12 protein-coding genes and 2 pseudogenes are annotated in these 13244 nt (G+C 67.4%); 5 read left to right on the forward strand and 9 right to left on the reverse strand.

What is annotated here, in order from left to right; all coding sequences use genetic code 11:
• Positions 1 to 135 precede the first annotated feature (135 nt).
• Together QH196_RS01625 and QH196_RS01630 are read left to right on the forward strand one after the other, a co-directional pair.
• Positions 136 to 717 (forward strand): TetR/AcrR family transcriptional regulator, encoded by a 582-nt coding sequence (locus QH196_RS01625; RefSeq protein ID WP_280413954.1) that lies wholly within the window; start codon positions 136 to 138, stop codon positions 715 to 717.
• Positions 718 to 836: 119 nt separating this feature from the next.
• Positions 837 to 1325 (forward strand): hypothetical protein, encoded by a 489-nt coding sequence (locus QH196_RS01630; RefSeq protein WP_280413955.1) that lies wholly within the window; start codon positions 837 to 839, stop codon positions 1323 to 1325.
• Here the strand turns inward: QH196_RS01630 and QH196_RS01635 are convergent.
• Positions 1256 to 1963, reverse strand: coding sequence for a lysoplasmalogenase (locus QH196_RS01635; protein WP_280413956.1), 708 nt, complete (start codon positions 1961 to 1963; stop codon positions 1256 to 1258). The genes QH196_RS01630 and QH196_RS01635 overlap by 70 nt on opposite strands.
• Positions 1964 to 2184: 221 nt before the next feature.
• Between QH196_RS01635 and QH196_RS01640 the strand changes: the two genes are divergently transcribed.
• A complete protein-coding gene (locus tag QH196_RS01640) occupies positions 2185 to 3468 on the forward strand; it encodes an MFS transporter (protein ID WP_280413957.1) in 1284 nt (427 codons plus the stop codon).
• On the opposite strand, the gene QH196_RS01645 is transcribed toward QH196_RS01640, so the two are convergent.
• The 7 genes from QH196_RS01645 to QH196_RS01675 all read right to left on the reverse strand — a co-directional run bounded on the left by QH196_RS01645 (position 3441) and on the right by QH196_RS01675 (position 10975).
• Positions 3441 to 4394, reverse strand: a complete 954-nt coding sequence (locus QH196_RS01645) for a carbohydrate kinase family protein (RefSeq protein ID WP_280413958.1) — start codon at positions 4392 to 4394, stop codon at positions 3441 to 3443. The two genes, QH196_RS01640 and QH196_RS01645, sit on opposite strands and share 28 nt — an antisense overlap.
• On the reverse strand, positions 4391 to 5425 hold the full coding sequence (locus QH196_RS01650; RefSeq protein WP_280413959.1) for a zinc-dependent alcohol dehydrogenase: 1035 nt from the start codon (positions 5423 to 5425) through the stop codon (positions 4391 to 4393). Before QH196_RS01650 ends, QH196_RS01645 begins: the two co-directional genes overlap by 4 nt.
• Before the next feature lie 2 nt (positions 5426 to 5427).
• Positions 5428 to 6795 carry an MFS transporter gene (locus QH196_RS01655; protein WP_280413960.1) on the reverse strand — a complete coding sequence of 456 codons (1368 nt, stop codon included), beginning with the start codon at positions 6793 to 6795 and terminating at the stop codon, positions 5428 to 5430.
• 19 nt (positions 6796 to 6814) lie between these two features.
• Complete coding sequence (locus QH196_RS01660; protein WP_280413961.1) at positions 6815 to 8206, reverse strand: FAD-dependent oxidoreductase; 1392 nt, start codon at positions 8204 to 8206, stop codon at positions 6815 to 6817.
• 2 nt (positions 8207 to 8208) lie between these two features.
• Positions 8209 to 9273, reverse strand: a complete 1065-nt coding sequence (locus QH196_RS01665; RefSeq protein WP_280413962.1) for a LacI family DNA-binding transcriptional regulator — start codon at positions 9271 to 9273, stop codon at positions 8209 to 8211.
• Between the two features lie 353 nt (positions 9274 to 9626).
• Positions 9627 to 10331 (reverse strand): hypothetical protein, encoded by a 705-nt coding sequence (locus QH196_RS01670; protein WP_280413963.1) that lies wholly within the window; start codon positions 10329 to 10331, stop codon positions 9627 to 9629.
• A complete protein-coding gene (locus QH196_RS01675; RefSeq protein WP_280413964.1) occupies positions 10331 to 10975 on the reverse strand; it encodes a hypothetical protein in 645 nt (214 codons plus the stop codon). Before QH196_RS01675 ends, QH196_RS01670 begins: the two co-directional genes overlap by 1 nt.
• A gap of 224 nt (positions 10976 to 11199) precedes the next feature.
• Here QH196_RS01675 and QH196_RS01680 point away from each other — a divergent pair, with 224 nt between their 5' ends.
• Entirely contained in the window at positions 11200 to 12927 is a 1728-nt protein-coding gene (locus tag QH196_RS01680) for an ABC transporter substrate-binding protein (RefSeq protein WP_280413965.1), read from the forward strand.
• A gap of 59 nt (positions 12928 to 12986) precedes the next feature.
• Here QH196_RS01680 and QH196_RS32450 read toward each other — a convergent pair.
• Positions 12987 to 13112 (reverse strand): annotated as a pseudogene (locus QH196_RS32450) (ABC transporter permease); the annotation flags it as partial.
• Here QH196_RS32450 and QH196_RS32455 point away from each other — a divergent pair.
• Positions 13089 to 13199: pseudogene (locus tag QH196_RS32455) on the forward strand (ribosome recycling factor); the annotation flags it as partial. The pseudogenes QH196_RS32450 and QH196_RS32455 sit on opposite strands and share 24 nt — an antisense overlap.
• Between the last annotated feature and the right edge of the window lie 45 nt (positions 13200 to 13244).

The following is a 13244-nucleotide window of genomic DNA, read 5'->3' on the forward strand; positions in this document are numbered from 1 at the left end:
TCCATTGAGAGTGGGGCGCGACCCGCTCGACTCCGCGGTGCGACCCTGGCATCCTGAAAGCGGAACGACGTTCCGATAACCAACATACGGAACATTGTTCCGTTTGCCAACCGGAAGGACGGAGGCCGCTGCCCAGTGACCGAAAACGACACCACCGCACCGGCCCCACGAAAACGGGCCGATGCCCGCCGCAACGAGCAAACTCTGCTCGACGCCGCCGCCGCCGCATTCGTCGAATCCGGAGTCGGCGTACCCGTCCGCGATATCGCCGCCCGCGCCGGTGTCGGCGTCGGCACCATCTACCGCCACTTCCCCACCCGCGCCGACCTCATCGTCGCCGTCTACCGCCACCAGGTGGAAGCCTGCGCCGAAGCGGGCCCCGAACTACTGGCCGAAGGTCCCACCCCGCACGCCGCCCTCACCCGCTGGATCGACCTCTTCGTCGACTTCCTGGTCACCAAACACGGTCTCGCCGAAGCACTCCAGTCCGACAACGCCGCCTTCGAATCCCTGCACACCTACTTCATCGACCGGCTGCTCCCGGTCTGCACCGAACTGCTCGGCGCGGCCGTGGACGCCGGCGAGATCGTGGCCGATATCGAGCCCTACGAACTGATGCGCGGCATAGGCAACCTCTGTGTCGGCGCCGGCAGCGACCCCCGGTACCACGCACGGCGCATGGTCGGGCTGTTGATCAGGGGTCTGCGCACCCGCTAGCACTCGCCGGCGAGAGTGGTCAGGAATCGAGAAGCACTGGTCACCGCACTGTCATTAGCGTCGTCCTCATCGAGATCGCGGGGCACTACGCCGGACGCGAACCGGCCGAGGAGGACGAGATGACCTGGAACGAACGAACCCGGCAGACGCATCGGGTGGTGGCGATCGTGTTCGTGGCGACCGTCGTCATCACAATTGCCGTGATGGCATTGCAGGGGCCGATCTGGTTCTCCTATCTCCCACTGCCCCCACTCGCCCTGCTCCTGTTCTCCGGCCTGTATCTGTACGTGTGGCCGTACATCGGCAGGCGGACAGCAGAGGCCGGGCCTCGCCGTCCTCGAGTCCGCGCGACCGGAGTGCGGGCGCTGCACCGGTGGGGGGCCGCTTTCTTCGTGCTGAGCATCGTCGTCACGACCGTCACCTTGGCGTTGCAGGGACCGATGTGGGTGTCCTACCTCCCACTGCTGCCACTCGCCGCCCTGCTGGTCTCCGGTCTGTACATGCTTGTGCGATCCCGCCCGGGCCGCCGCCGGCCGAGTCACCTCCCGGCCGGTGCCCGATCGACGGCCACGACAGCGATCACGAGCAACACCTGCCCGACCACATAGGTGAGCATCACCCAGAAGCCGTGTGCGGGTAGTTCCATATCGGTGAAGGCACGCAGGGCGATCAGGGAATCAGAGACCAGGAAGATCGCGCCACCCACCCCGGCCGTCCGGCCGAGCCCGGTCGCCAGCACGGCCATGGTCACCAATGCCAGGCCGTACACGATGACCGGCACCAGAAGCGCGCCGGCCTGCTCCCGGCACAGCGCCACCAGAATCACGAGCGCGACCGCATACACCGCGACCGCGGCGGGCCGAACCAGTAGCGATTGCCGGTGGTAGGGCCAGAAAGCCGCGACGTAGAACAGTTGGGCCAGCAGGAAGCAGCCCACCAGGGCCAGGAAACCGCCGTCCCCGGAGACGAAGCGCGGCACCGTATCGCCGAGCCACGAGAAGAACAGCGCAATCAGGACCAGCCGGACCAGCCGGCTCCGCGGTCTGCTCGTCGCGGTGAACAGTGCCGCGGCGAGCAAGGGCATGAGCAGCACCTGCGTGATATCGGAGAGGAACCCCTCCGGCGCCGCAATCTGAGCAATCAGGTGCACGCCGGTTGTACATGCCAAGGCGGTGAAGGCAATCCACACGATCGGTGCGGTATCACCGAACACCGACGAGCTCGGCAGTTTCGCTCCGTCGCTCACACCTGTACCGACCTTCCATCACCGGCTTGTCAGGATATCCGGCACGCGACGCGGTCCTACCGGGCAGCGACCACAATGCTTCGCTCCGATTCACATACCTGCCCACTGCACCGATGACCCGAGCCCGACCGAATCCGGCTTCCGGTCCCAGCGGCTCATCGACGCTGTGCATCGGTGAGGCACCGCTGCCTACCTCCGCCCGGGTCTGCCAGGATGACCGCATGAGAACCATGGCACGGCCCGGCACCATCTCCGCCGGGACGCTGGTTCTGCTGACCGCGCTCTACTTCGCGCAGGGCCTGCCGTACGGGTTCTTCACCCAAGCGCTGCCCGTGGTGCTCCGCGAATCCGGGTTTTCCCTGATCGAGATCAGCGCCACCGGTGTCCTGTTCGCGCCGTGGGCCTTGAAATTCCTGTGGGCACCCTATGTCGACCACTACGGCACCCGGCGGCAATGGCTGCTGACGTTGCAGCTCACCAGTTCGGCCATCGCGTTCGGGCTCGCCTGCCTGGACCTCTCCTCGTCGTTGCGCTGGCTCCTCATCGGGATCGCCGTGGTGAACGCCGTATCCGCGACCCAGGATGTCGCCACCGACGGACTCGCCGTCCAACTGCTGGGCCCGCAGGAACGCGGCTTGGGGAACGGGATCCAGGTCGGTGCCTACCGGATCGGCATGATCGTCGGCGGCGGCGCGCTGCTCTGGCTGTTCGCGCTCGCGGGCTGGCGGAGCCTGTTCGCCGCGATGGCGATCCTGCTCCTGCTGACCACCATCCCGGTGTGGTGGTTACCGCGGACCCTCGAAGGAAACGAGCAGAAGCCACCGCCCCGCCCGGCCGCTTTGACGACCGGGTGGTGGAAACGCTTACGACGACCGGGGATGCTCACCTTCATCCTGCTCATCGGCGGTTTCAAATTCGGGGATTCGATGGGCTCGGCAATGGTCGGCCCGTTCATGTCCGATGCCGGACTCACCCTCGGCCAGATAGCTCTCGTGAAAGGCGCCCTGTCGTCGGCGGGCGCGCTCGCGGGCGCCGCGCTGGGCGGCTGGCTGTGCTTCCGGTTCGGCCGCCGCCGCGCCCTGCTCATCGGCGGTGTCACCCAGACCGCGAGCCTGGCCCTGTACCTGCTCGCATCGCTGGGTACCGGCGGTTTCGGCTTGATCGTCACCGCGAGCCTGGCCGAACACATCCTCGGTGGCGCCGCGACCGTAGCGGTGTTCACCCTCATGATGGACGCCTCCGACCGGGACCACGCCGGCAGCGACTACACCCTGCTGGCCTGCGCGGTCGTCACGGTGCAGGGGATCGCGGGGTTCGCGGCGGGCACGGTCGGCGAACTCCTCGGCTACCCCGCCCTGTTCGGGTCGAGCCTGGTCCTGTCCGGTCTCGGCTGCGCGGTTCTGATCATCGCCACGGATCGCGGCAAGGGGCCGGGCGGTGTGCACGAAGTGTGGAACAGTCCCCGGACGGCTCGGCGTTACCGGCCCGGAGTATCCAGCTCTTGACGGCAACGCCGGTCGACGGGAACTTCGAGTTCGTGCGCGAACGGCGGATCGGCACCGGCACGGGTGCAGGTGACCGCGGCGGCGCGGGCGGCGAAGCCCAGTACCTGCCGCCAGGTGTTCCCGGACAGCTCGGCGAGAGCGTCGGCCGACAGTGCGCCCGATTCGGAAAGCGCATGCAGCAGCGCCGCATTGATGGTGTCACCGGCGCCGATGGTGTCGGCCACCCGAACCGGCTCGCCGGGGACCGTGTGTTCGCCGCTGCCTGTGTACACGGTCAGGCCGGCTCCGCCCCGGGTCACCACAACGGCGGCCGGGCCGGCGGCAAGCCAGCCCGCCACGTCGTAGCCCAGCCACTGCGCATCCTCGTCACTCAGTTTGAGTAGTGACACGGAGGACAGCATGCGGCCGAAGCGGGCTCGGTAGGCGTCCGGATCCGGGATGAGATCGGCACGGATATTGGGGTCCAGGGCGATGAAACGCCCGAGTTGGGCCTCGCGGTACATCAACTGTTCATAGGCGCTCGCCCCGGGTTCGAGCACCAGCGAACAGGTGCCGAACGATACGGCCCGGGTTTCGGTGGGCAACGGCCCCGGCAGGGTGAACAGCCGATCGGCGGTCCCCTGGCAGTAGAAGGTGTAGGCCGCCGCACCGTCGGTATCGATCGCCGCGACCGCCAGGGTGGTCGGCTCCGGACCCCGCTGCACCAGATCGAGCGCCACTCCCTCCGAGCCCAGCCGGTCGATCAGCGATACACCGAAGGCATCCGTCGAGATCCGGGAACAGAAGGCGACCGGGGAACCGAGGCGGGCGAGCGCGACGGCGGTGTTGTACGGTCCTCCGCCGCGGGTGGGCAACAGCGGCGCAGCGGCGTCCCCGGCGGCCTGGGGCACCAGGTCGATCAATCCCTCACCGGCGACGACGATCATGGTGCGGTCACGGTGACGAGGACCTTGACGTGCTCCGGTCGCAGTGCCGCGGCGAAGGCCTCACCCGCCTGTTCGAGCGGGTAGGTGGCGGTGATGATCGCGTCTGCGTCGATAACGCCCGAGGTGATCAGGTCCAGAGCGGTCCGGTAGTCGCCGGCGGTGTACATGAGCGACCCCTCGACGCGGATTTCCCGGTCCTGCACGAGGTCCAGCCGGATCGGAGTGGCCCCTGGGGATCCGACACCGACAACGATGATCCGGCCGCCCTTGGCCACGAGGTCGACGGCCTGAGCCATGGATTGTTCACGGGCGACGCAGTCGAACACCACATCGGCCGGACCCCCCAGCACGGCATGGGCTTTCGCGACCGAATCGGCGGCGGCGGCCGGGAGGGCTTCATCGGCGCCGAGCCGCACCGCTCGCTCCCGTTTGGTGTCCAGCAAGTCGGTCGCCACGATACGGGCGGCACCCGCGTGCCGGGCGGCGGCCAGGACGAGCAGTCCGATGGGCCCGGCCCCCAGGACTGCGACGGTGCGGCCGGTGAGATCACCGGCCTTGGCAACCGCGTGAACGGGTGTGGCGAGCGGTTCGACGAGTGCGGCCTGGAAATCGGACATACCCTCGGGGACCCGGTGCACGCGGCCGGCGGAAATCGTGAACAGATCGGTCATACCGCCGGGCGTCTGGCAGCCGAACACCTCCAGGTCACGGCAGATGTTGTAGCGCCCGGACCGGCATTGGGCGCACCGGCCGCAATACAGGTTCGGTTCGACGATCACGCGGGTACCGGGGGCGAAGTCGGCCGCATTCGCCCCGGCGGCGGCGACCACGCCGACCACCTCGTGTCCGGGCCGGTAGGGCAGTTCGATGAAGGGATGGTGGCCGAGGGCGGCGTGCGTATCGGATCCGCACACCCCCACGACGGTGCTGCGAATGAGCAGTTCGTCCTCGCCCGGCCGGGGCACGGGCACTTCTTCGAGGCCGATATCGTCGATGGATCGGACGAGCACACGGCGGTTCGGCGCAGGCATGGTCACGATATTCCGTTCGATGTGGTGTCGGGGACGCTGTGCGCGGTGGGACGATCCGGGCGGGACACGGCCGGCGCCCGGCCCGGGGCGGTTTCGCGGATCGAGGTGATCGCGACGGCCAGCGTAACGGCGGCGAGCAGCATCACGTAGAAGGCGGGCGCGAGCTGGTTTCCGGTAGCGGAGACCAGCCACGTGGCCACGTAGGGAACTGTGCCACCGAACGCCGCGACCACCAGGTTGTACGGGATGGCCATCGCACCGCTGCGAATTCGCGCCGGGAACTGCTCGGCCATCATCGCACTCAACGCGCCGTCGAACACCGCGATCAGCAGACCGAGGATCAACATGGCGACGATCGCCAGTGCGACACTGCCGAGCGACATCAGATAGAACGCCGGCCAGCTGAGCACGACGAACCCGGCACTGCCCGCGATGAGCATCGGCTTACGGCCGATACGGTCGGATACGGCGCCCATGATCGGGACGGCGATCGCGGTTGCGCCGATGGTGACGGTCGTGGTCGCGAAGGCCTGCGAGGAACTGAACCCGAGGTCGCCGCTGAGGAAGCTCGGCAGGAACGACACCAGTGCCCAGTGCGCGATCGCCTTCAGGAGCAGCACACCGCACAGCACCAGCATTGCCTTGTAACCGGTGCGGAAGGCCTCCTTCGTCGGTGATTCCGCGACATCACCCGCGGCCTCCAGCTCGCGGAACTCCGGGGAGTCCTCGAGTTTCATCCGGATGTACAGGCCGACAAGACCGAGCGGGAGCGCGATCAGGAACGGAATCCGCCAGCCCCACCCGGTCATCGCGTCGTTGCCGAGCACGGTGATGAGTGCGAGCGCAAGTGCCGACCCGGCGACGGTGGCGACGAACCCGATCCCGTCCATCCAGCTCGTCATGAAACCACGACGGGTGCGCGGCGAGTATTCGAACAGCAGCGCCACCGCGTTGGATGTCTCACCGCCGGCCCCGAAACCCTGCACCATCCTGGCGATCACGAGCAGCACCGGAGCGAGGATGCCCACGCTGTCGTAGGTGGGCAGCATGCCCATCGCGAAGGTCGAACCCGAGGTCAACAGGACGACGATGGCGAGCGTGCGCTGCCGGCCGATGCGGTCGCCGAGCGGCCCGAAGAAGAGACCACCGAGCGGCCGCAGGATGAACCCGACCGCGGAAACTGCGAAGGTGGCCAGCAATGCGGTCGTCGGATCGCCGGAGACGAAGAAGTTGGCGGCGAGGAAGGTCGCGAGCAGCCCGTAGATGCCGACGTCGTACCACTCGATGAAATGCCCGATACCCGCCGCCACGAGTACCTTCCGTGCCTGCGGGGGTATTTTCCGGCTTTCGGCCGCTGCGTCGCTGTGCACTGCGTTCTCCTGAGATCTTTTATAGCGCCGGCGATATCACGCGGCCGCCTTGTTTCTGGATCGCCGCCCTGAGCTGCGCGCCGTCCAGCTCCCGCGGCTGTTTTCCGCCGAGCGCCGCGAGCGCCGCGGCCACACCCGCCGCCTGCCCGGTCGCCGCACAGGTGGCACCCACTCGCGCGGATCCGAGCGCTTCACGGTCCACCGAGATACAGCGGCCGGCGACGAGCAGGCTGTCGGTTTTCCGCGGCAGCAGACTGCGGTACGGAATCTCGTATGGGAGCGGCACATACATGGCATGCACGCCGACGTCCCCGGCCGGGTGCACATCGATCGGCCAGCAGCCGACCGCGATACCGTCGTCGTACCGGGCACCGGCACGGATATCGTCGCCGGTGAGCGTATAGGTCCCCAGGAGGCGCCGGGTCTCGCGAACGCCGATCTGGGTGCTCGTCTGCAGCAGTCGGCCGTTCGCGAAGGCCGGACTGTGCTTGCGCAGTGCATCGAGCATGACCACGGTGTCCTTACGACCGGTGATCTCTGCGCGGGTGAGCTCCTCCGCGTCGGACGCATCGCCGATGACCCGGGTGGTGTTGACCCAGGCGATGTCCTTCTCCATACCGCCGAACCAAGGTCCGCCGAAGGGCGGCAGTTCGCCCCGGCCGCGGGCCGCCCGCATGGCATCCACATCGAGGTCGATATCCCGCCGGGTGGAGGCGTACTTCCCGAGCAGCGGCTGCTGCAGCAGGGTCGCCTCCGGGCCGATGGGAATACGTACCGGTGCGGCGTGTTCGCGTTCGGGATCGGCTGCCACGTCGCCGATACGGAAGGGCATGGTCATCGGTTGCAGCGTGTTGCCCTTGACCCAGTCGGTGCCGGCACCGGCCACGATATCGCCGTTACCGGTGCAGTCCACGGTGATCGCCGCACGGATGGCGCGGCGGCCGTCGACGTTTTCGAGGAAAGCGCCGCGTACGGCCCCGTTTTCGACGATCGGGCGGGCGCCCCAGCTGTGCAGCAGCAGGCCGACTCCGGCCTCCTCGATCATCTCGTCGGCGACGCGTTTCATCACCTCCGGATCGGAGTTCAGCACCCAGCCGTCACCGTCGACCGCCCCGTCCTGTTTCGCAGCGCGGGCCAGCCACTCCGCGGGGACCCCTTCCACGCAACGCTGATAGGGCCGCAGCCAGGAGTTGTAACCGGCGAGCGTGAGAACCATGCCGGCAGTCCACATTCCGCCGAGGAAGCCGTGCCGCTCCACGAGGAATGTGCTTGCCCCCGCGCGCGCCGCGGAAACGGCGGCGCACACCCCGGCAGGCCCGCCGCCGACCACGAGGACATCGACCTCGGCCACGACGGGAATCTCGCGGGCCGGTTCGTGCACCGTCGCCGGGCGTTCTTCCACGTTCGCCATCGCTATATTCCTCTCGGTTCGTTCGGGTCGCCTCCGGCCGAAGCGCGGATCTTCAATTCCGGCGGGAGATAGATGGTGGCGGCCGGCGCGGTCGAGCCCTGAATACGATCGAGCAGCAGCTCCGCGGCGCGCGCGCCGATCTCGTCGGCGGGTGGGCGAACACTGGCCAGCGTGGGCTGGAGATAGGCGGCGAAGGGCAGGTCACCGTGCCCGATCACCGCAACCTGCGCGGGCACGGCTATCCCCTTCTCGGATAGTGCGCGATACAGGCCGAGCGCGAAATAGTCACTGCCCGTCAGTACCGCCGCGCCCGGTTCGAGCCTGCTCACCAGCTGTTGAGCACACCGGTAGGCCGCCGCCGGATCCCACGGCTGTGCCCGCTGTTCGTTCGCCGACGGCGGCACCAGCGTGACGGCGTCGTCCCGCACGGGGAAACTGCGTTCGGTGAGCGCACGGTGGAATCCGGCACGCCGGTCGGCCGCCGAGGAGAACGGCACGTCCTCTTCGAGCAGGTGGATACCGGTGGCGCCGGTGTCGAGTAGGTGCGAGACGGCTTCGTAGGCGCCCCGCTCGTGGTCGACCCCGACGAAATCGGTTTCCAGGCCGTCCAAACCGCGGTTGACCAGCACGATCGGTACACCGGAGTCACGCAGCCGCTGCCAATGCTCCGCGCCCTGCTGCACGGGAGTCACCACGGCCCCGTCCACTCCCCACCGCAAGAGCGCCTGGGCGGCTTCCCGTTCCGTTTCCAGGTCTTCCTCGGTCACCATGAGCAACAGCGAGTAGCCGTTCGCGCGGCAGCGTTCCTCGACGGCGCTGATCAGCGACGCGTAGAACGGGTTGGCCGGATGTGTGATGACCATCCCGACCGTCATGGCGGCGCCGGAGACCAGCGATCTGGCCATCGAGTTGGGCACATAACCGAGCCGGTCCGCTTCGGCGCGGATCCGCTCCCTCAGCTCCGGACCGACCGAATCCTTACCCGCCAGAGCCCGCGACACGGTCTTCACGGAGACCCCCAACGATTCGGCGATCGTCTTGAGCGTTACGCGCGCGCCTGATCGCATCCTGATCCCTTCCCAGCGTCGATTGTGAGGTAAACGTTTACCCATACTACGGGTTCGACCTGGGGGTAAGCGTTGGGGTTAACGCTTACCTTAAGCATCCGCACGTACTCCCGTCAATGTTTCGGGCACGGACCCGGTCAGGCGCGACGGCGCCCGATGACGAGCGGACGCCGCCGAGGAGCGGACCTCGAAGAGTGTTCGCTCGCCGACACCCTCCGCTCAGCACACCTCGAGCAGGACGCCGCCGCAGCGGACTCCCTCACCGTCGATCACCTCAGCACAGCAGGTCGCGCCTCGCCGGCATTCTCGAGCGTCTCTTCGCCCCGGCTACCGTGTGCCGCCGCCTGCGCGCTTCAGCGAGCCTCCGCCATCGCCCGGGAGACCGCGTGCGCACCGCGTAGCCAGTGCATCATCCGGTACATCAACTGGGTGGCACCCGGCATGAAACCGGAGCCGTGATGATAGGAGGCGTCCATGGTGCTGACGACGACCTCTGCGGCGAATGTGCCTGCGTCGTAGTACATCAGAGTGTTGCTGTGCCCGGGAACGGCCCGGTACGGGGTGCCCCAGGGGTCGCCGGATTCGGCATTCGCATGCTCCGGCAGTTCCTCGAGCCGGACGAGCGGTACGGCAGTATCGGGGTGGGTGAGGACCCCGTGATAGTGCCAGTGCACGGCATCGTCGGCGAGGCCGTCCCAGAACGGGTGCTCCCGATTGACCGAGCGGCGTCCGACGTCCTCGCCGATCCGCCAGGCCCAGAAGTTCGTGCCACGTGGGGTTTCGGTGGTGCCGGGTAGCCAGTCGCCGACGGTGTTCTCGCCGTCGATGTACATCCGCGCACCGGGGGTATCGAGGAAGCCGACGAGGATCGGCGCGATGCGGGCGAGTACAGCCGGATGCAACCTGGCCGCGACGTAGACAGCATCGAAACCGTCGAGTCCGCCGGGTTCCAGATCCGGCGCGTAGACATCGACCGGGCCCATAGCGCGTACGGCCGGATCGCGCAGGTCGGCGAGGTGGAAGAAGCTGCCGGTGTGAACGAAAGCGACGCGGGTCATCAGGCCGTCTCCTGTAGCGCCGGGGCGCCCTCGAGGTAGGTGAGTGTGCGCTCGCCGAGGTCGGCGGCGGAGGTGCCGGGACGGCTGAAGGCCGTCATATCGTTGCCGAGATGCAGGATGACCTCGCCGTTTCCGAGCGGATAGGTCACGTCGACCGGTAGACGCCCCTGGCCGATTCCGGTGATCACGACGGCGCCGTCGGGCAGGTCGACGAGGTAGGCGTGGGCATAGAACCCCGCGACGCCGATCCGCTCGAGATCTTCGAACGAATGCGTGCCGGGCACCCCGGTGTTGAAGAGCACGTCGCGGCGATCGACTCCATCCCAGATCGGGTGCGTTCCCATGGCGGTGAGCCATAGGTCGCGGGTCGTGTGGAAGTCGAGTTTGCGGTACTTGGGCATGTTCTCGACGAACCGCTCCAGCGGATGACCGTTGACGAGAATGCGTCCACCGGCGCGCACCCAAGCCGACAGCCGATCGGTGCGCGCGGCGAGAAAGCGCTGATCGCAGGCGCCGCTCACCATGATGCCGACGTAGGCGGCGAGGTCGATCCCGTCGAGGTCGTATACATCGCGGACAGCGATCCGAGGCGTGTCTTCCGAGGGTGAGGCGCGGCGTTGGACGAGTTGCAGAACCGGGGGCATCAAGACTCCTTCACCGGTAACGGAACGGCGCGAGTTATAAAGGTTAGGCTAACCTAGCAGTGTCGAGGGCACCCACAGCGCTTGCGCGGCATCGGGACTCAAATTTCTGAACCGCAGCAACTTCACAATGAGCATGAGGTTAGGCTAACCTCCATTCTCGGCCGGGGTGACGGCACCCCCACCGCCCACACCCCGGCCGTGCTCGACTCTCGAATTGAGGATCCATGATCAACCGTCCGAGCCGCGCCCGCACCGGCGCCGGCGCCGCGGTCGTGCTGGCGGTCGCCCTGAGTGGCTGTACCGGCAGCACGGACTCCGGCTCCGGGACCACGGCGTTCGGCGACCTGAGCGGTCCGGCCACCGCCGAGCAGCTGACCATCGCGCTCGACAAGGACTCCGGCCCCATCAACCTGTTCGCCGGAGCGAGCGACCAACTCGTCGAACTCGTCTACGACAAGTTGCTGGCGCCCTCGCCCTACGTCGACGACCCGCAGCCGTGGCTCGCCACCGAGGTACGTCAGCTCGACCCGGCCACCTGGGAAGCCGATCTGCGCACGGATGTCACCTGGCAGGACGGTGAGCGATTCACACCGCAAGACGTCGTCTTCTCGTTCCAGTACATGCACGACGCACCCACCGGCCGCTACACCCACCACGTCAACGACACCCCCTACGTCGACCGCGTAGTCCAGGTCGACGACGACACCGTGCGTTTCGAATGCCGCGACGCCTGCCCCTCGCTCGCCCGCGTCACCCTCGCCGACCTCCCGATCGTGGCCGAGCACATCTGGGCCGATATCGACCCGGCCGAGGCGAAAACGGTGCAGGACCTGCCGATCGGCACCGGCCCGTACCAGTTGACGGCCTACAGCCCCACCGAGGGTTACACCCTGACCGCGAACGAGAAATACTTCGCCGGAAAACCCACGGTCGACACGATCAAGATGCCGGTCATCACCGACCAGTCGGCGACGTTCACCGCGCTGCAGTCCGGCGAGATCGATGCCACCACCCGCACACTCAGCCCCGAGCTCGTCGCACAGTTCGAGCAGTCGGGCAACCTCGACTCGCTCACCACGCAGGCATTGAGCTTCCCCGAGATCAAAATGAACTTCCTGCGGAAACCGCTGGATACGCCGAAGTTCCGGCGCGCCCTGTCGGATGCGGTCGACAAGGAACAGATGCTCGATGTGGTCGCGCTCGGCCAGGGCCGGGCCGCGACCCAGGGCTATCCCCACCCCGATGCGCCCTTCGCGAATCCCGATAACTCCACGCCCACCGACCGCGCGGCCGCCGGCACCGCACTCGACGAACTCGGCTATACCGATACCGATCGTGACGGTGTCCGCGAGATCGACGGCAAACCGCTCGTGCTCAGGATGTACGTGGATTCCGGCCTCCCCCAGGATGTCCGGGCCGCCGAACTGGTCGCCGAGGATCTCGGCGAAGTCGGTATCGGCGTCGAGATCGAAGGGATGGACGCCGCGGCGCTGAAGGAGCGGTCTGCCCAGAAAACCTATGACCTGCTCGTGGGCTCGATCGGCGCGCACGGTGTGGCCGATCCGGACCAGTTCATCATGTCGCATCGCTCGGGCTACCTCTGGGCGACGGAGGTCGCCTGGGACGACTGGGACAAGAAATACGCCGAATGGCTGGCCCAGACCACCCATGCCGACCGCATCCGCGTGATGCAGGATCTGCAGACCATCCACAACGCCGCCCCGACCACCGTTCCGCTGTTCTACCCCGAAGAACATTGGGCCGTCTCGCACACCTACGGCGGATGGTCCGAGAGCCCGGGCTACGGCATCGTCCACAAATGGTCGTTCCTGCCGAAAGATGTTGTAGAAGCGGCACATTCGAGCACGGTCGACGCGATCACCGAGCTCACCGGCACCGCTCCGGCCACGGACGTCACCGAGCCCCCGGCCTCGCAAGAGCACGGGCACTGACGATCAGGCGGGGGGGGGGCGGGGGGGGGGGCGGGGGGGGGGGGGGGTGGGGGGGGAGCCGGGAAATAGGCGGCCAGACCGGTGATGAACACGATCCCGGCTTCGTCGTCGGGGAACAGCAGAATCGCGATCGGCACCACCGCGATCGCCGGGATGGGCCGGGCGAGTTCGGTGAGCGGGCCGAGAAGGAGCTGGACAAGACTACGGCCAGATATGTCGGTCAGATCGACGAGCTGGTGAAGCACAAGGAATCCGAACTGCTCGAGGTCTGATCCGGCGTTTTCCGGTGTATCCGCCGCCGCGGCGGTGGTGTAGTT

The sequence above is a fragment of the Nocardia carnea genome (assembly GCF_029868325.1).
In the GTDB taxonomy this organism is placed as follows: Bacteria; Actinomycetota; Actinomycetes; order Mycobacteriales; family Mycobacteriaceae; genus Nocardia; species Nocardia carnea_C.